Genomic DNA, 18,195 nt, shown 5'->3' on the forward strand with positions numbered 1-18,195 from the left:
GTACGAGTCGAACGACATCGCCTTCCTCGGCGTCGACCACCCGGAGCACGGGCCCGGTTTCGACGTCTGGGTCGGCGGGGGCCTCTCCACCAACCCGATGCTCGCCAAGCGCCTCGGCGTCTGGGTGCCGCTGGCCGAGGTGCCGGACGTGTGGGCCGGGGTGGTCGGGATCTTCCGCGACTACGGCTACCGCCGGCTGCGCAACCGGGCCCGGTTGAAGTTCCTGGTGGCCGACTGGGGCGTGGAGCGCTTCCGTGAGGTCCTGGAGAAGGACTACCTCGGTCGTACGCTGCTCGACGGCCCGGCACCGGTCCTGCCGTCGAAGCCGGTCGACCACGTGGGCGTGCACGAGCAGGCCGACGGGCGGCACTACGTGGGCGCCGCTCCGGTGGTCGGGCGGGTCTCCGGCGCGCAGCTCAGCCAGCTGGCCGACGTGGTCGAGGCACACGGCAGCGACCGGGTGCGGCTCACCCCGTACCAGAAACTGCTGGTGCTCGACGTGCCGTCGGAGCGGACGGAGTCGCTGATCGACGGGCTGCGCGCGATCGGTCTGGAGGCCCGGCCGTCGGCCTGGCGGCGCGGCACGATGGCGTGCACCGGCATCGAGTACTGCAAGCTCGCCATCGTCGAGACGAAGGCCCGCGGCGAGGAGTTGGTGGCCCGGCTGGAGCAGCGGCTGCGCGACTTCGACGCGGACATCTCGATCCACATCAACGGCTGCCCGAACGCGTGCGCGCGTACCCAGGTGGCCGACATCGGGCTCAAGGGTCAACTGGTGGTCGGCCCGGACGGCCGACAGGTCGAGGGCTTCCAGGTGCACCTGGGCGGCGGGCTGGGCATGGCCCAGGGGCAGACCGCGGGTTTCGGCCGCAAGCTTCGCGGCCTGAAGACCACCGCCGACGAACTTCCGGAGTACGTGGAACGGCTGGCCCTTCGCTACCTGGCCGGTCGGAGCGAGGGCGAGACGTTCGCCAACTGGGTGATCAGAGTCGACGAGGAGGAACTGCGGTGAGCAGCGAGAACCGAGCGGCACCCCTGTACTGCCCGTACTGCGGCGAGGAGGACCTGCGGCCGCACGAGGCGGGTCACGGCGCCTGGGAGTGCCACGCCTGCACCCGGGTCTTCTCGGTGAAGTTCACCGGGCTGCTGAGTCGGGCGGTGACCTCATGAGTCTCGTCTCGGCTGCGAACCTGCGCCTGGTGGGCCCGGGCGGCTCGACGTCGGCCGACCCGGCCCGGCGCGACCCGGACGAGCTGCGGGCGCTGGCCGAGCAGGCCGCTCGGGACCTGGAGGGCGCCCCGGCACTGGAGATCGCCCGCTGGGCGGCGCAGACCTTCGGTGAGCGGTTCTGCGTGACCAGCTCGATGGCAGACGCCGTGCTGGCGCACCTGGTCTCCCGGGTGGCCCCCGGGGTGGACGTGGTCTTCCTCGACACCGGCCTGCACTTCCCCGAGACGCTGCGGGTACGCGACGAGGTCGCCCGGACGCTGCCGGTGAACGTCCGGTCGATCCGGCCCCGGCTCACAGTCGGCCAGCAGGACGGCCAGTACGGCCCCCGGCTGTTCAACAAGTCACCGGACGACTGCTGCCAGTTGCGCAAGGTGGAGCCGCTGGAACGGGCGCTGACCGGGTACGACGCCTGGGCTGCCGGGCTGCGCCGGGACGAGTCGCCGAGCCGGGCCAACACACCGGTGGTGACCTTCGACGCGCGTCGGGGCAAGGTCAAGGTCAACCCGATCGCGGCCTGGTCGCAGAAGGATGTGGACTCCTACATCGCCCGTTACAACGTGCCGGTCAACGAGCTGTTCAAGCAGGGTTACGGGTCGATCGGCTGCTGGCCGTGCACCCGCGGTACGAAGGCCGGCGAGGACGCGCGGGCCGGCCGGTGGGCCATGTTCGAGAAGACCGAGTGCGGGCTGCACGTCTGACCTCCCCGGCGACGACCCCGACCGGCCTCGGTGCGGCCGGCGGGGCGGATCCGGTGGTGTTGGTCGCGCACGGCAGCCGTGATCCACGGGCGGCCGATGCCACCCGGGCGCTGGCTCGGGCGGTGTCGGCGGCCCGGCCGGGCACACCGGTGTGGGCGAGTTGGCTGGACCACACCGAGCCGGGGCCGACCGAGGTGCTGCGCGACCTGGCCGTGGCCGGTCACCGCCGGGCGGTGCTGGTGCCGCTGCTGCTGACCGCCGCGTACCACCATCGGGTGGACATTCCGGCGGCGATCGCCGCGGCGGCGCGGTCCGGGCCATCGCTGTCGGTACGGGTCACCGATGTGCTCGGGCCGGCGGACGACACGCCCGATCCTGGGCTGCTGGCCGGGCTGTGTCGACGGCTGGGCGAGACGCGCGAGGGCCGTTTCGACGCGTTGGTGCTGGCTGCGGCGGGCACCCGGGACGCGCGGGCGCGACGGTCGGTGGGCCGGGTCGCCGATGCGCTCGGTGTGGAGTTCGGGGTGCCCTGCCGGGTGGCGTACGCCTCGGCGGCTCCACCGGCGGCCGGTGTGGCGGTGTCCCGGTTGCGGGCGTCCGGCGCGCGCCGCGTCGCGGTGTCCTCGTACTTCCTGGCGCCGGGGCTGTTCCACGACGCGGTGACCGAGGCGGCCGGGGCGGCGGGTGCGGTGGCGGTCGCCGCGCCGTTGACCGACGCGCCGGAGCTGGTCGAGTTGGTGCTGCGTCGGGTCGACGACCGGCCCGCGCTGGCGTCCACGGGCTGACCCGTGCCGGCCGGCACTGTGGGATCCACGGTGCCGACACTGGGTGATCCGGTGCCGGACGGCAGAACGCCCCGGCGGGCGAACCCACCGGGGCGTACAGCTGTGTCGTTGGGGATCAGGCGGAGTGAGCGCGCAGCACCCGGAGACCGCCGCGCCGCTTGACGGCGCGCCGCTCTTCCTCGCTCATTCCGCCCCAGACGCCGGCGTCCTGACCAGACTCGAGTGCCCACTGAAGGCACTGGTCGGTCACGGAGCAGCGCCTGCAGACGGCCTTGGCCTGCTCGACCTGCAGGAGAGCCGGACCGGACGTCCCGATCGGGAAGAACAGCTCGGGGTCCTCGTCGCGGCAGACACTATGGTGACGCCAGTCCATGGCGGCAACACTCCTCATTCTGGATGGGTGGCGAACAATTGCTTGTCGTGCTTTTCCTATATGCATCCGCAGTGCCGATGGTGACAGTTAGCGTCTGTCCATTCGGCAGTGCGTGAGCAGGCGTTCAGCGCCGGGGACCTGCTGGAACAGCTCAACCTGACGAGCATATCCAGGCAATGTCCCGGTAACTCAAGTTCGCTTGTGAATACTTTCACGAACAGTCGCGATGTCAAGGGTGACGCTCGGAAAAACTCCGGGCGGTGAGCAAGCCCACAACCCATTTGTCCGGGTTCCAGTGCTTTCCTGGTTACCCGCCGTGCCACAGTCGAGGATCAATATAGTACAGTCCGCGTGACATTGCTGACATTTCCGGCACCTGCTCCTCGGTGTGGCGGCGACCGGGTCGATCGGTTGTGGCCACCGTGTCGACCAAGGGCAGTACCCGAGACCTAGCAGATTACTCTCAGTGCGGCGGGAACGGAGGTGAATCTGACTTTCTCCCGCTCGCCGAGATAGTCCCCGTCGAGCTGGAACGCCTGCGGACGGCCTGAGACCAGCGTGAACTCCGGCGTGTCATGGAGTCGTAACACCTGCCGACCGCGTGGATCCGGTTGCCGGGACAGGAACTGCGTCACTGTCCGTGTTGTGCTAGCCACCCGGAGCTGACGCAACGCCAGCACATCGAGCCCGAGATCGAACGACGCGGCCGGGTTCGGGTTGACCTCCCGGTCGCCCAGGTACGTCCACGGCGCCGTGTTCTGGATGATGACGGTGGCCAGCTCGGCCTCCGCCGGCTCGCCCGGACGCTCCAGGACGATCGCCGGGTGCCGGCGGTCCGAGGCGAAGAAGTACTGATTCATGATCGAACGCAGATAGAGCGACGGCGTCGAGACCCGACCCTTCCGCCGGGCCTGCTCCACCCGGTGGATCACCGCGGCGTCCAGGCCGAAGCCGGCGCAGAAGGTGAAGTAGCGGTCGTCGGCGAGGCCCAGCCCCACCGTCCGGCTCCGGCCCAGCCGCAGCCCTTCCAGGATCATGCTGGTCGCCTCCGGCCACTCCCGGGGCAGACCCACCGCGCGGGCGAACACGTTGGTCGAGCCACCGGGGACGGTCGCCAGCGCGGGCAGCCGCTCGGCCATCGGCGCGTCGTCGGCGCGAGTCGGCGGTTCGGCCGTCATCAGGCCGTTCACCACCTCGTTCACTGTGCCGTCGCCACCCAGGGTGACGACCAGGTCGACGCCCTCAGCGGCTGCCTCCCGGGCCAGCGCCACGGCGTGCCCACGCCGACGGGTGTAGCGCACGCTGAGATCGACTTCGCTGCGCAGCGCCCGGACGAGCACGTCCCGGCTGCGTTCGCTGGTGGTGGTGGCCTTCGGATTGACCACCAGGACGGCCCGCATGGGCGGCACTGTACCTTCCGGCAGCCCGGGTATCGTGGCGCGCGTGACCATCGACTCGGCCCCGATCCCCGTCACGCTCCGCTGGGCGGTCCGGCTGCTGTGGGCGGAGGCCTCCGTCGTCGGGCTGATCGCCGTCTGGCTGGTCTGGGCCGACCTCACCGCCACCCGCACCGACCTGCTGGCGGCACTGCTGGTGACCGTGTTCGCCGTCGGGGCGGCCGTCGCGCTCTGGGCCCTGGGTCGGGCGCTGCTACGGCGTCAGGCGGGTGCACGAGCCCCCGCGATCGTGCTTCAGTTGATGCTGCTGCCGATCGGGTGGTTCATGATCCAGGCCGGCCTGGGCTGGCTGGGCGTGCCGCTGATGGTGTTCGGCCTGGGCGTGGCCTGGCTGTTGATCTGCCCACCGACGACCCGCGCCCTCGGCTTCGAGTGACCGCGCCGGTGCGTCGGACCGGTCAGTAACCGCCGGAGCGACGGGTGAGCAGCGCGATAGTGGCCCGATCGCCAGCGGAGGTGGCGGACGCCGAGGTGGTCAGCGCGGTGAGCACTTTCCAGGCGAAGGACGACTCGGCGGGCAGGGTGGCACCGCGCACCGTCGGCACCGTCACCTCGACCGTCAGCGCGTCGTCGGTGACCGCGAAGCGGCACTCCAACTCGGCGTCGCGGGTGGCGATGGCGAGCAGCATGGCGCACGCCTCGTCGACAGCGATCCGCAGATCCTCGATCTCGTCGAGCGCGAACTGCAACCGGGCCGCGAGACCCGCGGTGGCGGTGCGGAGCACGCCGAGGTAACCGCCGTCGGCAGGCACCGTGAGGTGCACCACGTCGTCGTCGGTCGCTGGCTGGCCAGTCAGTTGAGTCACGCCTCATCCCCCCGGTCGGGGACTCTACCCGGTCGGTCGCCCATTACGCGTGCCGGCGGTAGTGGCTTGCTCGGCCAGCTCGCGGAGCGCGGTGCCGCTGAGCCGGTAGGCAACCCACTCGCTCATCTGTTCGGCGCCGATCGAAGCGTAGAAGCCGGCAGCCGGATTCCAGTCGATCATCTGCCACTCCAGCCGCTGGTAGCCCCGCCGTACGCAGATGTCGGCCAGCGCGGCGAGCAGCAGTCGACCCGCTCCGGTGCCCCGGGCGGACGGCCGGACGTAGAGGTCCTCCAGGTGGATGCCGTGCACGCCGGCCCAGGTGGAGAAGTTGAGGAACCACAGCGCGAAGCCGACCGGCTCGTCGTGCTCGTCGACCGCGACGTGACCGAAGAGCGCCGCAGCGGTCGTACCACCGCTGCGGCTCGGCGCGCCGCTACCTTGAGCAGCCGCGAAGAGCGCCGAGGTCAGCTGCTCGTTGGTGAGGTGGCACTGCTCCGGGGCACGCTCGTACTCGGCCAACTCGTGCACCATGGCGACGACGGCCGGCACGTCCTCGGGACGTACCGGCCGGATCGTCGGAATGACCGGGGAGGTCACGCCTTCTTGGTCTCCCAGAAGATCTTCGAGATCTCGTCGATCTTCGCGAGCAGCTTGTCGGCGGTGGCCGGGTCGAGGCTGCCCTTGACGCCGCCGGCGCCGGCGAGCTTGGTGGCCTCGTTGAACAGGCTGTGCAGGTTCGGGTACTTCTCGAAGTGCGGCGGCTTGAAGTAGTCGGTCCACAGCACCCAGAGGTGGTGCTTGACCAGCTCGGCGCGCTGCTCCTTGATGATGACGGCGCGGGTGCGGAACTCCGGATCGGTGTTCGACTGGTACTTCTCGCAGATCATTTTGACCGACTCGGCCTCGATCCGGGCCTGTGCCGGGTCGTAGACACCGCACGGCAGGTCGCAGTGAGCGCTCGCGGTGACGCGGGGCGCAAGGATGCGCGGAAGTCGCATCAGGATCCTCCATGGGAAGTTTGCGATGATCAAAGGCGACATTACTCCTGGGAATGCTCCCCGAACCGGGTGGAGGTGAAACCAGTGGCCGCCGATCACCCGGCTGAGGTGCCCCGGTTGCGGAGGCCGCTGACCGCCGTCCTGGTGACCGGCCCGTCCATGGCCCCGACTCTGCGCCACGGTGACGCGGTGCTGGTTCGTCCCGGTGGCCGCCCGATCCGAGCCGGCGACGTGGTGGTCGCGGTCTTCCGGACCCGGCCCGATCTGCTGGTGGTAAAGCGTGCGGTCCGGCCGCAGGACGGCGGCTGGTGGCTACGCGGCGACAACGACCTGATCACCGATGACTCCCGGGCGTACGGGGTGGCCGACGTACGTGGACGGGTGGTGGCCCGCTACTGGCCGCGCCCCGGACGGGTGCCTCGTCGGCAGTTATGACCCTGCTCACATCCGGGGGGTGGTGCCGACACTATGCTCGGAAAGTGCCCGGGTGACCCCCCGCACCGCGTGCCACCGCTCGCCGCCCACCTCGCGGCGGGGCAGGCCGCCTCACATCTGCTCGACAGATCCTGGAGTCACCACCATGTCTTCGTCCACCGTGGACCCCGCTGATCCCGTCTTCCTGCTGCACCGGGGCGGCAAGATGGCCGTCACCTCGACCGTGCCGCTCACCAGCCGGGAGGACCTCTCCCTGGCGTACACCCCGGGGGTGGCCCGGGTGTGTGAGGCGATCGCCGCCGACCCCGCCCTGGTGGACGACTACACCTGGGTGTCGCACACGGTCGCGGTGGTCACCGACGGCTCTGCGGTGCTCGGGCTGGGCAACATCGGCCCCCGGGCCGCGCTGCCGGTGATGGAGGGCAAGGCGGTGCTGTTCAAGCAGTTCGCCGGGGTGGACGCGGTGCCGGTGTGCCTGGACACCCAGGACGTGGACGAGATCGTCGCGGTGGTGCGGGCACTGGCGCCCTCGTTCGGTGGGATCAATCTGGAGGACATCAGCGCGCCGCGCTGCTTCGAGATCGAGCGTCGGCTCGACGAGGCGCTGGACATCCCGGTCTTCCACGACGACCAGCACGGCACCGCCATCGTGGTGCTGGCCGCGCTGCGCAACGCCGCGATGTTGCTCGACCGCAAGCTCGGTGACCTGCGGGTGGCGGTGAGCGGCGCGGGCGCGGCCGGCGTGGCCGTGACGAAGATGCTGATCGCCGGGGGCGTCAACCCCGACCAGGTGGTGGTCTGCGACTCCAAGGGGATCATCGGCCGGCACCGCACCGAGCTGACCGGCACCAAGGCCGAACTGGCGGCGAGCACCAACGCCGACGGCCGCCACGGCGACATCACCGAGGCGCTACGCGGCGCGGACGTGCTGATCGGGGTCTCCGGCGGGCAGATCCCCGAGGCCGCGGTGGCTCAGATGGCACCCGGCGGGGTCGTGTTCGCGCTGGCGAACCCGACTCCCGAGGTGCACCCCGAGGTGGCCGCCCGGCACGTCGCGGTGGTCGCCACCGGGCGCAGCGACTACCCCAACCAGATCAACAACGTGCTGGCGTTCCCCGGGGTGTTCCGCGGCGCGCTGGATGCCGGTGCCACCCGGATCACCGAGGCCATGAAGGTCGCCGCCGCGGACGCCATCGCCGGTGTGGTGGCGGAGTCCCTGACCGCCGACGCGATCGTTCCGTCCCCGCTCGACCCGCGCGTCGCGCCGGCAGTGGCCGAGGCGGTCGCCGAAGCCGCCCGCCGCGACGGCGTCGCCCGCCGGTAAACCGCACGCGTGGGCCAGGGGCGCTCCGGCGCAGCATGCGCCGCTGGCCTACGCGCACGGCTTCTTAACGAGCGCTCAGCTTGTTACCGTGCCGATCATGCGTGCTGCCTTTGCCTCCCGTTTCGACGACGCCGACCCGCTCGCCGCGCTCACCGTCGGCGAGCGGCCCGAGCCGACCCCGCCGGCCGACGACTGGGTGACCGTGCAGTTGCGGGCCACCTCGCTCAACCACCACGACCTCTGGTCGCTGCGCGGGGTCGGTCTCACCGAGGCCCAGCTGCCGATGATCCTCGGCTGCGACGCGGTCGGGCTGGACCCGGAGGGACGCCCGGTGGTCGTGTACCCGGTGGTCGTCACGCCGGGTGACCCGCGCGGGGTTTCCATCCTCTCCGAGCACTTCGCCGGGACGCTCGCCGAGCGGGTGGTCGTACCCCGGTCGAATCTGATCCCGCTGCCCGACGGCATGGCGGCGACCGACGCGGCGTGCCTGCCCACGGCCTGGCTGACCGCGTGGCGGATGCTGACCACCAAGGGACGCGTCGCGGACGCCGACAGCGTGCTGGTCCAGGGCGCGGGAGGCGGCGTGGCCACCGCGGCCGTCGCACTCGCCGTCGCGATGGGCAAGCGGGTGTACGCGACCAGCCGCGACGCCGTGAAGCGGGACCGGATCTCGGCCCTCGGCGCCACCGCCTTCGAGCCGGGTGCCCGGCTGCCGGAGCGTGTCGACGTGGTGATCGAGACGGTCGGCGCGGCCACCTTCGACCATTCGCTGAAGTCGGCCGCGCCGATGGCCCGGATCGTGGTCTCCGGCGCGACAGCCGGGCACGAACCGTCGGTCAACCTGCGCCGGGTCTTCGCCATGCAGCTGGAGATCCTGGGCACCTCGATGGGCACGCCCGGCGAGCTGTACGAGTTGCTGGCGTTCTGCTCCGACAACGAGGTGCGCCCGGTGGTGGACAGCGTCATCCCGTTCAGCCGGGTCGAGGACGCCTTCGCCCGACTGCACTCCGGCGACGCCTTCGGCAAGGTCGTCATCGACCACACCGCCTGACGCCCGGTCCTCGGGCGTGCGCGTCAAGATCCGCGCATCATCGGGGAAACTGCTGCCTCCCGGCGTGCCGGGGCAGCAACATCCCTGATGGTGCGCGGATCTTCGGTTGGCTGACCGGCGGGCCTCAGAGATGGTCGTCGAAGGTGGCGATGTCGCCGCGCGTGGCGTCGGTGGAGATGCGCTTCTTGGCATCCGCGTCTCCATAGAGCGACCAGCGCAGGAACTCGATCGACGTGTCCGACACCACCCGCAGCGCGGCCTTGTCCTTGAGCATCGTCCGCCCATGGTCGCCCTTCGGCAGGCTCAGCATCGCCTTCGGCCAGGGCACCTTGTCGTACGCGGCCCTGCCCGCCGCGTACTCGACCACCTCGTCCAACTCGCCGTGCACGAACAGTTGCGGTGCGGCGGCACCGGCGAACGCGGTGCCCACGCCGAGCGCCGTGCCCGCGAACACCACACCCGCGTCCAGCCGCTTGTCCCGGCTCGCGGTGAACAGGCCGATGGTGGTCACGCCGCCCGCCGAGTGCCCGGCCGCGGCCACCCGCTCAGCGTCCAGCCGGCCCTGCAACTGGTCGCCGGCCCTGCCGTCCAGCGCGAGCACCTGGTCCAACGCGTACGACACGTCGGCGGGTTGGTTGAGCACGTCGAGGACGTTGTTGTCCGCGCCCCGCGAGGTGTGCGGGAACGTCGGCGCGGCCACCACGAAACCCGCCGCCGCCCAGCGGGTCAGTAGCGTGGCGTAGTCGTCCGGCCGGCCACCCAGGCCGTGACTGAACATCACCACCGGGAACCGGCCGTGCGCCCCCAGCAACCCCGGCGTGACGGGGCCGTTCTCGCCGAGCGCCGGGTACCAGATCCGCACCGGCAGCGCCCGGCCGTCGCGGTTCAGCTTCAGGTCGCGTACGCCGACGGGGTAGGGATTTTCCGGCGCGTGCCCGGCCGGGACCTGTGGCGTCGCCGGGGCGGTGGGCTCCGGCGCGGCCGGCGCCCGCCGAACCGGGGCGTCCGTGGAGCACCCGACGAGAGCGGCCAGAAGCAGGGCGGTGATCAGCATTGTGGGGGTGACGCGACGCGGCATGAATCTGATTGTGCCCTGCCCGGTGGACCCGCCCGGCTGGCTTCGTCGCGCTGTGCCCACCCGGTCACCGGCCGCTGCGTCCCGGCATCAGGCTCAGTCAGGCCGCAGCACGTTCGGTGAGCGGACGTCGCCGTCGTGCGGTGTCGGTCAGCGCGCGCGAAGGGAAGGCGGCGTTGGGGTCGTACCGGTTCGTTCCGGGCGGAACGATCTCGTCGATCCGGTCGAGGGTCGCGTCGTCCAGGGTGAGCGTGGCGCCCTTGAGCAGGTCCTCCAGGTGCGGCATGGTCCGCGGTCCGATGATCGCCGAGCTGACGGCCGGATGGGCCACCGTGAAGGCGATGGCGAGCTGCGGGAGCGTGCAGCCGATGCTCGCCGCGAGGTCGACGAGCTGTTCCACGATGTCGAGCTTGGCGGCGTTCTCGGCGATCGTGGGGTCGAACTGCGCCGGCCGGAGCACGGCCCGCCCGGTCGACAGGTCGATGGGCTGGTCCCTGCGGTACCTGCCGCTGAGGAACCCGAAGGCGAGCGGGCTCCAGACCAGCACCCCCATGCCGTAGCGCTGGCAGACGGGGAGGGTCGACGCTTCGACGCCGCGGGCCAGGATCGAGTACGGCGGCTGCTCGGTGCGCAGGCGTCCCAGGCCACGACGCTCGGACACCTGGTGCGCCTCGACGATCTCCTCGGCCGGGAAGGTCGAGCAGCCGAAGGCGCGGATCTTCCCGTCGCGGACGAGGTCGCTGAGCACCGAGAGCGTCTCCTCGATGTCGGTCGAGGGGTCGGGACGGTGGATCTGGTAGAGGTCGATCCAGTCGGTGTTCAACCGCCGGAGGCTCCCCTCCACCGCTTTGAGGATCCACCGCCGCGAGTTGCCGCCCTGGTTGGGTCCCTCGCCCATCGGAAAATGCACCTTGGTGGCGAGCACGACGTCGTCCCGGCGGCCCCGCAGCGCCTTGCCCACGATCTCTTCGGACTCGCCCCGGCCGTACATGTCGGCGGTGTCGATGATGTTGATGCCCTGGTCGAGGGCGGTGTGGATGATGCGGGCGCAGTCGTCGTGGTCGGGGTTGCCGACGGCGCCGAACATCATGGTCCCGAGGCAGTGGGTGCTCACCTGGATGCCGGTGCCGCCGAGGGTGCGATAACGCATGTCGATGCTCCTTGGCTGATGTGCTAGCGATCACCGCGCACCCTAGGAGCTAGAGTCAGCTCTAGGTCAACTCCTCGTTACCCTGCTCGGCATGGCCGAGATCACCGCGGGTCTGAGCATCGGGCAGGTCGCCGAACGCACCGGCTTGAGCGTGCACACCCTCCGCTTCTACGAGCAGGAGGGCCTCTTCGTCGGCCCGGTGCGGCGTGGCCCTGCCGGGCGTCGCAGCTACAGCCAGGACGACGCGGACTGGCTGACCGTCTGCATCATCCTCCGCGCCTCCGGGATGCCCCTGCCCGCGCTCCGGCGGTACACCGACCTCGTCCGGGAAGGCGCCGGCAACGAGGAGGAACGGCTCGCGCTGATGCGCGAGCACCACAGTCGCGTCACCACCCAGATCGACAGGCTCACCCAGAGCCTGGACCTGATCACCTTCAAGGTCGGGGTGTACGAGGACCTACTCGACCCGCACCGGAGCGCAGCCGAGCCAGATCCTCGGCGTCCTTCGGGCGGCGGGGACGTTCCGGCATCCAGACCGGGTACATCTGCTTGAACTCGATCTGGGCCGCCACCGAGATGGTCGGCGCGCAGAGCGGGCCGACCCGGCCGGGTGGGGCGTCCAGCATGCCGGCCGGCAGCGGGGTGCCGGTCCAGGACCCGGCACCCACAGTCGGTCGGCCGGCGGCGTCGCGACCCAGGTACGCGAAGCTGACCTCCACGTCGGCGGCGAACAGGTCGAGCTGCGACTCCACGGGCATCCTCGGGTCGGGAAGCCAGCCCCGGGCCAGCAGCAGGCCGGCCAGCCGGTCGGCGTCGTCGCGCCAGCAGTACCAGTCGACGTCGAGGTGCGGGCGGGTCACCACGCCGAGCTGGAAGTCCATCGCCCAGCCGCCGCGCAGCCACACCGGGATGCCTTCCGCCCCGGTCACCTCGATGACCTCGGCGATGCTCGCCAACTGCCGGCGCGCAAGCTCGTCCACCGGACGACCGTACCGGTGTCGGTCGGGTCAGTGGGCCGGGCGGGACTCGTAACGGGTCACTGTGGGGGAGTGGGCGTCGGCGGGGAGGCGGGCAGCGGCGGCCCGGTCGCCGTAGAGGGTCCAGCGCAGGAAGTCGGTGGTGGTGGCGAGGACCGGGGCGAAGCCCGGGTGGCCCGGCGCGAGGTACGTGCCGTGGTCCCCGCCGAGCAGGCTGAGGAACGCGGCCGGCCCGGGGGTGCGCGCGTACGCGGCCCGGCCGACCGTCACCGGCACCACCGGGTCGGCAGTGCCGTGCACGAAGAGCACCGGCGCGGCCGGTCCGGCGAAGCTGCCCGGCAGCCCACCGCCGGCGATCACGATCCCGGCGCGTAGCCGGGCCGGGTGGCCCTCGCTGAACATGCCGGAGGTGGTGAAGCCGCCCGCCGAGTGCCCGGCGGCGGCGACCGAGGTCAGGTCGAGGTGCCCGGCGAGGGGATCGACAGGGCTCCGGTCGAGGTCGCCCAGATACCGGATCAGTCGCCAGGCGTCGGCCGGCTGGTGGCGTACGTCGGCCCGGGTGAAGTGGGCGGCACCCTGTCGGGTGTGCGGATACGCGGGTGCGGCCACCACGAAACCGGCCGCCGCCCAGCGGGTGGTCAGGCCGGCGTGCAGCTCGGGTCGGCTGCCCAGCCCGTGGCTGTAGATCACCACCGGGAACCGTCCGGCCGCCACCTGACCGGTCGACGCCGGGTACCAGATCGTCACCGGCAGAGGGCGCGCCGAGCGCGGATCGAGGGTGAGCGTATGCACGCCGACGGCGTACGACCCCTCGGGCGCCCGACGCGCCGACGCCGGCCCGGTGGCCCCGCCAGCCACGGCGGTGGCCGGCGCACAACCGGTCAGCAGCGCTGTCACCAGTACGGCCATCAGCCGGCCCGCCCCCATCGTTCCACGGTAGGTGCCTGGGCGGGCGTAGCGTCCCCGCCGTCCGGCTCGGGTGCACCTGCCACCCGGTCGGGTCACCTCCGCCGGCCGGGTCCACCCCTGGGACGCAGCGGGCCGGGGACGGTGCGGCGTGACCAGCTTCGCTAGGGTCACCGACATGCCTGAGAACTACACGGACCCCAGCGGCAACACCGAGGCGTTCCGCGCCTTCAACCAGACGCCGGAGACTGCGACGCCGACGGAGGCTCCGTCCCGCCTGCCGCTCATCATCGGCGCGGCAGTGGTCGTCGTGGTGCTGGTGGCACTCGTCGCCTGGCTGGCGACCGGCTGACCGAACCGCCTGGCTGGCGACCGGCTGACCGAACCGCCTGGCTGGCGACCGGCTGGCCGAACCGCCTGGTTGGCCCCGGCACTGAATGGGCTTCACCGACTCGCGCGCACCCTCGGGCCTCCCGGGGGTGCGCGCCTCAGTGGTGTCAGGCCGCCCCGACCACGTCCCGGGTCTGCCTGGCGATTTCCCGCTCCTCGTCGGTGCGGATGACGCAGACGCTCACCTCGGCGCCGTCGGGCGAGATGAACCGGTCGCCCTCGCCGTCGTTGCGGGCGTCGTCCACAGTGATGCCGAGCCGGCCCAGGCCGGCCAGCGCGGCGGCCCGCACCGGCGCGGCGTGCTCGCCGACCCCGGCGGTGAAGGTGATCGCGTCGACCCGGCCGAGCAGCGCGTAGTACGCCCCGACGTACTCGGTGATGCGCCGGCAGTACACGTCGAAGGCCAACGCCGCCGCCCGGTCACCGGCGGCCCGGCGTTCCAGCACCTCGCGCATGTCGTTGACGCCGGTCAGCCCGAGCAGGCCGCTGCGGTGGTTGAGCAGGTCGTCGATGTCGTCCACCGACAGCCCGCCCTCCCGGCGCAGATGGAAGATCACGGTCGGGTCCACGTCGCCGCTGCGGGTGCCCATCACCAGCCCCTGCAACGGGGACATGCCCATCGAGGTGGCGACGCTGCGGCCGTTCGCCACCGCGCAGGCGCTTGCCCCGTTGCCCAGGTGCAGGGTGATCGTGTTGACCTGCTCGTACGGGCGGCCCAGCAGCTCGGCGGTGCGCCGGGACACGTACGCGTGTGAGGTGCCGTGGAAGCCGTACCGGCGGATGTCGTACCGCTCGGCGGTGTCCCGGTCGATCGCGTACGTCGCGGCGGCCTCCGGCAGGGTGTGGTGGAACGCGGTGTCGAAGACGGCGACCTGCCCGACGTCCGGCAGCGCCGCGCGGGCCACCTCGATGCCGGCCAGGTTGGCCGGGTTGTGCAGCGGGGCGAGCGGCACCAGATCCTTGATCGCGGCCAGCACCGCGTCGTCGACAAGAACCGGCGCGCTGAACATCCGGCCACCGTGCACCACCCGGTGTCCGACCGCCGTCAGCCCGGTCAGGTCCAGCCCGTCCAGGATCTGCCGTACCGCCTCGGCGTGGTCCGCCGGGCCGCCACCTGGCTCACCGATCCGTTCGACGGTGCCGTGGTCGACTGCCTGGTCCCCGTCGTAGCGGCGCCACTTCACCGACGACGACCCGCAGTTGAGCACCAGCACCCGACTCACGACGCCTCCTCGGTGGCCGCCTGGATGGCGGTGATCGCCACGGTGTTGACGATGTCCGGAACCGTGGCACCCCGCGACAGGTCGTTCACCGGCCGCCGCAGGCCCTGCATGACCGGGCCGACGGCGACCGCCCCGGCCGAGCGCTGCACGGCCTTGTACGTGTTGTTGCCGGTGTTCAGGTCCGGGAAGATGAAGACCGTGGCGTGCCCCGCGACGGGGCTGTCGGGCAGCTTCGTGGCCGCCACCGCCGGGTCGATCGCGGCGTCGTACTGGATGGGCCCCTCGACCAGCAGGTCGGGCCGGCGCTGCCGGACCAGCGCGGTGGCCGCGGCGACCTTCTCCACGTCGGCGCCCGCGCCGGAGCTGCCGGTCGAGTACGACAGCATGGCCACCCGGGGTTCGATGCCGAACCGGGCGGCGGTGTCGGCCGACGAGATCGCGATGTCGGCGAGCTGGGCCTCGTCCGGGTCGCGGTTGACCGCGCAGTCCCCGTAGACCAGCACCCGGTCGGCGAGCAGCATGAAGAAGACGCTGGAGGCCACCGAGACGTCCGGCAGCGTACGGATGATCTCGAACGCCGGCCGGATGGTCGCGGCGGTGGTGTGGGTGGCGCCGGAGACCATGCCGTCGGCTCGGCCGGTGGCCACCATGAGCGTGCCGAAGTAGTTCGGCTGCGCGACGATGTCGTGCGCCAACTCGGCGGTGACGCCGCGGTGGGCGCGCAGCCGGGCGTACTCGGCGGCGAAGTCGTCGCGCCACTCGCTGGCCCCCGGCTCGACGACCCGCACGTCGCCGAGGTCGATACCCAGCTCCCGGGTGCGTCGGGCGATGTCGTCCGGCCGGCCGAGCACCGTCAGCTCGGCGACTCCACGCCGTAGCAGGATCTCCGCCGCGCGCAGGACCCGCTCGTCGGTGCCCTCCGGCAGCACCAGGTGCCGGGGCTTCGAGCGGGCACGGTCGATCAGCTCGTTCTCGAACATCAGTGGGGTGACCCGCGTCGACCGGCTGACCCGCAGCCGACGGGCCAGGTCGTCGGTGTCCACACAGCGCTCGAACGCGCCGAGCGCGGCCTCCACCTTGCGGGGATTGGTCGCGCTGGGCCGGCCCTCGATGCGACTGGACGCGGCCACCGTGTCGTAGCTGTCGAGACGCACGGAGAGCACCGCCAACCCGGTGTTGAGCCCCTCCACCAGCCGCATGACCCTGGGGTCGGGCTGCTCGCCGAGGGTGAGCACCAGTCCGGCCACCGACACCTGTCCGGCCACGTGCGCGGCGCTCGCGGCGACGAGCAGGTCGGCCCGGTCCCCGGGGGTGATCACCAGGGCGCCCTCGGTGAGGTGGCCCAGCAGGGTCGGCACGTGTGCCGCGCCGACCACGAAGTCCAGCACGTCGCGACCGAGCGCGGCGTCGTCCCCGGCCAGCAGGGTGGCGCCGAGGGCCGTCGCCACCTCGGCCACCGTCGGCGCGGACACGCTCGGCACCTCGGGGATGGCGTACGCGGGGACCGGCAGCTCGGGCAGCGTCATCGGCTCGGTGACCCGGTTGGCGATCACCGCGAGCACCGTCGCGCCGAGGTCAGCCAGATCGTGGTACGCCCCCCGCATCGCCGACGCGACAGCCGCCGGCTCCTGCCCGAAGCCGTCCACGACCGGCACCACCACGCTGCCGAACTCGGTGGCCAGCCGGGCGTTGAAGGCCAGCTCCCGGGGGTGGGCCGGGTCGCCCGGCTCGTCGAAGTCACTGCCCACCACGACCACCGCCGGGCACTGCCGCTCCACCGCCCGGTAGCGCTCGACGATGGCGGAGATGAGCTGCTCCCGTCGGCCGTCGGCGACCAGTGCCGAAGCCTCGGCGTAGCTCGCCCCGGCCAGTTCGGGCAGCGGTACCTCGACGCGGTAGCGCTCGCTCAGCAGGGCGAGGATCGGGTCCTGGCCGGTGTCGGCCACCAACGGCCGGAACACGCCGATCCGCCCGACCTGGCGGGACAGCAACTCCGCCAACCCGAGGGCAATCGTCGACTTGCCCCCGCCGGACCCCACGCTGGTCAGGTAAACACTCCGAGCCACGTTCCCACCCCCTGCCCGTTGATCAAGAAGTTTGCGTCAGCCCCGGCCCCCATCGTGACCGAAGTTTCTTGATCACCGGGTGCGGAACGGGGTCAGGCGTCTTCGTCGTCGGGGTCTTCCAGGCGGGCGAGGTAGGTGGCCAGGCGTTCGATGGGAGTTTCGAAGTCGGGGTTGAGGTCCACGAAGTCGCGCAGCCGCTCGCCGAGCCACTCCAGGGTCACCTGCTCCTCGCCCCGGCGCTCGACCAGCTCCTCAATGCCACGGTCGGTGAAGTACATGGGTACGTCCTCGTGCTCGGCCCGGCACGGGCCGGGCGGGTGGTGGGTGAATGGTCAACCGGCTGGCGGGACCTACGAGAGCCGGGGCAGGACCGTGGTGAAACGGCCCTACCCCGGCTTCCGTGCTCAGGTCAGGTCACGGGCGGGGGAGAGCCGCCTCGATCAGCGCGTTCTGCTCGACCTCGTGGGTCTTGGCCGAGCCGACCGCCGGAGCGGCGGCGGCCGGGCGGGAGATCCGCCGCAGCCGAACGTCCGTGAGGTGCTCCAGCAGGTTGAGCGCGACGAACGACCAGCCACCCTGGTTGGCCGGCTCCTCCTGCACCCAGGCGAAGTCCTCGGCGTTCGGGAACTGCGCGAGGGCGGCCCGGATCTCCTCCACCGGCAGCGGGTACAGCTGCTCCAGCCGGAGGATCGCGGTGTCGGTGACGCCGCGTTCCTGCCGGGCCTGGAACAGGTCGTAGTAGACCTTGCCGGAGCAGAGCAGCACCCGCTTCACCGCCTCCGGTGCCGGGGCGGCCGTGTCGCGCAGCACCGGCTGGAAGGTGCCGGTGGTGAAGTCCTCCACCGGCGAGACGCAGAGCTTGTGCCGCAGCAGCGACTTCGGCGTGAACACCACCAGCGGCTTGCGCTTGGGCGACAGGGCCTGGCGGCGCAGCAGGTGGAAGTAGTTCGCCGGGGTCGTCGGGATGGACACCCGCATGTTGTCCTCGGCGCACATCTGCAGGAACCGCTCGGGCCGGCCGGAGGTGTGGTCCGGGCCCTGACCCTCGTGGCCGTGCGGCAGCAGCAGGGTGATGGCGGAGCGCTGGCCCCACTTCACCTCACCGGACGAGATGAACTCGTCGATCACCGACTGGGCGCCGTTGACGAAGTCGCCGCCCTCGTGGCGAAGAGTTCGGCCACCCGGTGCCGGCGTTGGTCCAGTCGGTGCAATGGCAGGTCCAGTTCGGCGACCGCACCGAGGATCAGGTCG

At 71.6% G+C, this 18,195-nt stretch carries 22 protein-coding genes and 1 pseudogene; 10 read left to right on the plus strand and 13 right to left on the minus strand.

Features of this window, described 5'->3' with window-relative positions:
* The 4 genes from ABZ749_RS09260 to ABZ749_RS09275 form a co-directional block, all read left to right on the plus strand.
* On the plus strand, positions 1-1,012 hold a 1,012-nt coding region (locus ABZ749_RS09260; protein WP_357224904.1), incomplete at its 5' end, for a nitrite/sulfite reductase.
* The gene (locus ABZ749_RS09265) at positions 1,009-1,170 is read left to right on the plus strand and encodes a hypothetical protein (RefSeq protein WP_165435836.1); all 162 of its coding nucleotides are present in this window, start codon (positions 1,009-1,011) and stop codon (positions 1,168-1,170) included. The genes ABZ749_RS09260 and ABZ749_RS09265, both read left to right, overlap by 4 nt.
* Complete coding sequence (locus ABZ749_RS09270; RefSeq protein ID WP_357224908.1) at positions 1,167-1,928, plus strand: phosphoadenylyl-sulfate reductase; 762 nt, start codon at positions 1,167-1,169, stop codon at positions 1,926-1,928. The genes ABZ749_RS09265 and ABZ749_RS09270 overlap by 4 nt, the downstream gene beginning before the upstream one ends.
* Entirely contained in the window at positions 1,925-2,713 is a 789-nt protein-coding gene (locus ABZ749_RS09275) for a CbiX/SirB N-terminal domain-containing protein (RefSeq protein WP_357224962.1), read from the plus strand. Before ABZ749_RS09270 ends, ABZ749_RS09275 begins: the two co-directional genes overlap by 4 nt.
* A 115-nt stretch (positions 2,714-2,828) precedes the next feature.
* Here the strand turns inward: ABZ749_RS09275 and ABZ749_RS09280 are convergent, their stop codons facing one another.
* Together ABZ749_RS09280 and ABZ749_RS09285 are read right to left on the minus strand one after the other, a co-directional pair.
* Complete coding sequence (locus ABZ749_RS09280; RefSeq protein WP_088950012.1) at positions 2,829-3,086, minus strand: WhiB family transcriptional regulator; 258 nt, start codon at positions 3,084-3,086, stop codon at positions 2,829-2,831.
* Between the two features lie 449 nt (positions 3,087-3,535).
* Positions 3,536-4,486 (minus strand): diacylglycerol kinase family protein, encoded by a 951-nt coding sequence (locus ABZ749_RS09285; RefSeq protein WP_355008151.1) that lies wholly within the window; start codon positions 4,484-4,486, stop codon positions 3,536-3,538.
* A gap of 43 nt (positions 4,487-4,529) precedes the next feature.
* Between ABZ749_RS09285 and ABZ749_RS09290 the strand changes: the two genes are divergently transcribed.
* Entirely contained in the window at positions 4,530-4,919 is a 390-nt protein-coding gene (locus tag ABZ749_RS09290) for a hypothetical protein (RefSeq protein WP_357224917.1), read from the plus strand.
* Positions 4,920-4,941: 22 nt separating this feature from the next.
* Here ABZ749_RS09290 and ABZ749_RS09295 read toward each other — a convergent pair whose 3' ends face one another.
* Genes ABZ749_RS09295 through sodN form a run of 3 tightly spaced genes read right to left on the minus strand, consistent with a single transcriptional unit; the run spans position 4,942 to position 6,347 of the window.
* Positions 4,942-5,349 carry an ATP-binding protein gene (locus ABZ749_RS09295; RefSeq protein WP_355008149.1) on the minus strand — a complete coding sequence of 136 codons (408 nt, stop codon included), beginning with the start codon at positions 5,347-5,349 and terminating at the stop codon, positions 4,942-4,944.
* 24 nt (positions 5,350-5,373) lie between these two features.
* Entirely contained in the window at positions 5,374-5,946 is a 573-nt protein-coding gene (locus ABZ749_RS09300) for a GNAT family N-acetyltransferase (protein WP_357224921.1), read from the minus strand.
* Positions 5,943-6,347, minus strand: coding sequence for a superoxide dismutase, Ni (gene sodN, locus ABZ749_RS09305; RefSeq protein WP_030490383.1), 405 nt, complete (start codon positions 6,345-6,347; stop codon positions 5,943-5,945). The genes ABZ749_RS09300 and sodN overlap by 4 nt, the downstream gene beginning before the upstream one ends.
* Before the next feature lie 84 nt (positions 6,348-6,431).
* On the opposite strand from sodN, the gene ABZ749_RS09310 reads away from it, so the two are divergent.
* From ABZ749_RS09310 to ABZ749_RS09320, 3 genes are all read left to right on the plus strand, one after another.
* Positions 6,432-6,782 carry a S24/S26 family peptidase gene (locus tag ABZ749_RS09310; protein ID WP_220090464.1) on the plus strand — a complete coding sequence of 117 codons (351 nt, stop codon included), beginning with the start codon at positions 6,432-6,434 and terminating at the stop codon, positions 6,780-6,782.
* A 145-nt stretch (positions 6,783-6,927) separates the two neighbouring features.
* On the plus strand, positions 6,928-8,106 hold the full coding sequence (locus ABZ749_RS09315) for an NADP-dependent malic enzyme (RefSeq protein ID WP_357224926.1): 1,179 nt from the start codon (positions 6,928-6,930) through the stop codon (positions 8,104-8,106).
* An 88-nt stretch (positions 8,107-8,194) separates the two neighbouring features.
* A complete protein-coding gene (locus ABZ749_RS09320; protein ID WP_355008145.1) occupies positions 8,195-9,157 on the plus strand; it encodes a zinc-binding dehydrogenase in 963 nt (320 codons plus the stop codon).
* A gap of 124 nt (positions 9,158-9,281) precedes the next feature.
* On the opposite strand, the gene ABZ749_RS09325 is transcribed toward ABZ749_RS09320, so the two are convergent.
* Positions 9,282-10,235 carry a chlorophyllase gene (locus ABZ749_RS09325; RefSeq protein WP_357224931.1) on the minus strand — a complete coding sequence of 318 codons (954 nt, stop codon included), beginning with the start codon at positions 10,233-10,235 and terminating at the stop codon, positions 9,282-9,284.
* Between the two features lie 97 nt (positions 10,236-10,332).
* A complete protein-coding gene (locus tag ABZ749_RS09330) occupies positions 10,333-11,382 on the minus strand; it encodes an aldo/keto reductase (protein ID WP_357224937.1) in 1,050 nt (349 codons plus the stop codon).
* A gap of 91 nt (positions 11,383-11,473) precedes the next feature.
* Here ABZ749_RS09330 and ABZ749_RS09335 point away from each other — a divergent pair, with 91 nt between their 5' ends.
* Positions 11,474-11,935: a MerR family transcriptional regulator gene (locus tag ABZ749_RS09335; RefSeq protein WP_357224942.1), complete on the plus strand. Its 462-nt coding sequence runs from the start codon at positions 11,474-11,476 to the stop codon at positions 11,933-11,935.
* Here the strand turns inward: ABZ749_RS09335 and ABZ749_RS09340 are convergent.
* Positions 11,817-12,362, minus strand: coding sequence for an aminoglycoside adenylyltransferase (locus ABZ749_RS09340; protein ID WP_357224945.1), 546 nt, complete (start codon positions 12,360-12,362; stop codon positions 11,817-11,819). The two genes, ABZ749_RS09335 and ABZ749_RS09340, sit on opposite strands and share 119 nt — an antisense overlap.
* A gap of 27 nt (positions 12,363-12,389) precedes the next feature.
* Positions 12,390-13,286, minus strand: a complete 897-nt coding sequence (locus tag ABZ749_RS09345) for an alpha/beta hydrolase (RefSeq protein ID WP_357224949.1) — start codon at positions 13,284-13,286, stop codon at positions 12,390-12,392.
* 157 nt (positions 13,287-13,443) lie between these two features.
* Between ABZ749_RS09345 and ABZ749_RS09350 the strand changes: the two genes are divergently transcribed.
* The gene (locus tag ABZ749_RS09350) at positions 13,444-13,617 is read left to right on the plus strand and encodes a hypothetical protein (RefSeq protein ID WP_355008141.1); all 174 of its coding nucleotides are present in this window, start codon (positions 13,444-13,446) and stop codon (positions 13,615-13,617) included.
* 145 nt (positions 13,618-13,762) lie between these two features.
* Here the strand turns inward: ABZ749_RS09350 and ABZ749_RS09355 are convergent, their stop codons facing one another.
* The 4 genes and pseudogenes from ABZ749_RS09355 to kgd all read right to left on the minus strand — a co-directional run.
* Positions 13,763-14,878: an acetate kinase gene (locus ABZ749_RS09355; protein WP_357224953.1), complete on the minus strand. Its 1,116-nt coding sequence runs from the start codon at positions 14,876-14,878 to the stop codon at positions 13,763-13,765.
* Entirely contained in the window at positions 14,875-16,944 is a 2,070-nt protein-coding gene (pta, locus tag ABZ749_RS09360; RefSeq protein WP_357224957.1) for a phosphate acetyltransferase, read from the minus strand. Before pta ends, ABZ749_RS09355 begins: the two co-directional genes overlap by 4 nt.
* A gap of 92 nt (positions 16,945-17,036) precedes the next feature.
* Complete coding sequence (locus ABZ749_RS09365; protein WP_355008138.1) at positions 17,037-17,222, minus strand: DUF6104 family protein; 186 nt, start codon at positions 17,220-17,222, stop codon at positions 17,037-17,039.
* Positions 17,223-17,358: 136 nt separating this feature from the next.
* Positions 17,359-18,099 (minus strand): annotated as a pseudogene (gene kgd / locus ABZ749_RS09370) (multifunctional oxoglutarate decarboxylase/oxoglutarate dehydrogenase thiamine pyrophosphate-binding subunit/dihydrolipoyllysine-residue succinyltransferase subunit); the annotation flags it as partial.
* Between the last annotated feature and the right edge of the window lie 96 nt (positions 18,100-18,195).

It is taken from the genome of Micromonospora sp. NPDC047753, from assembly GCF_040642735.1.
Lineage (GTDB): Bacteria > Actinomycetota > Actinomycetes > Mycobacteriales > Micromonosporaceae > Micromonospora.

Excerpts from the sequence above, each read along its gene's own strand:
- ABZ749_RS09325 (WP_357224931.1), bottom strand. The coding sequence starts at position 10,235 with ATGCCGCGTCGCGTCACCCCCACAATGCTGATCACCGCCCTGCTTCTG.
- ABZ749_RS09350 (WP_355008141.1), top strand. The coding sequence starts at position 13,444 with ATGCCTGAGAACTACACGGACCCCAGCGGCAACACCGAGGCGTTCCGC.
- ABZ749_RS09335 (WP_357224942.1), top strand. The coding sequence starts at position 11,474 with ATGGCCGAGATCACCGCGGGTCTGAGCATCGGGCAGGTCGCCGAACGC.
- ABZ749_RS09345 (WP_357224949.1), bottom strand. The coding sequence starts at position 13,286 with ATGGGGGCGGGCCGGCTGATGGCCGTACTGGTGACAGCGCTGCTGACC.
- ABZ749_RS09285 (WP_355008151.1), bottom strand. The coding sequence starts at position 4,486 with ATGCGGGCCGTCCTGGTGGTCAATCCGAAGGCCACCACCACCAGCGAA.
- ABZ749_RS09270 (WP_357224908.1), top strand. The coding sequence starts at position 1,167 with ATGAGTCTCGTCTCGGCTGCGAACCTGCGCCTGGTGGGCCCGGGCGGC.
- sodN (WP_030490383.1), bottom strand. The coding sequence starts at position 6,347 with ATGCGACTTCCGCGCATCCTTGCGCCCCGCGTCACCGCGAGCGCTCAC.
- ABZ749_RS09365 (WP_355008138.1), bottom strand. The coding sequence starts at position 17,222 with ATGTACTTCACCGACCGTGGCATTGAGGAGCTGGTCGAGCGCCGGGGC.
- ABZ749_RS09280 (WP_088950012.1), bottom strand. The coding sequence starts at position 3,086 with ATGGACTGGCGTCACCATAGTGTCTGCCGCGACGAGGACCCCGAGCTG.
- ABZ749_RS09315 (WP_357224926.1), top strand. The coding sequence starts at position 6,928 with ATGTCTTCGTCCACCGTGGACCCCGCTGATCCCGTCTTCCTGCTGCAC.
- ABZ749_RS09330 (WP_357224937.1), bottom strand. The coding sequence starts at position 11,382 with ATGCGTTATCGCACCCTCGGCGGCACCGGCATCCAGGTGAGCACCCAC.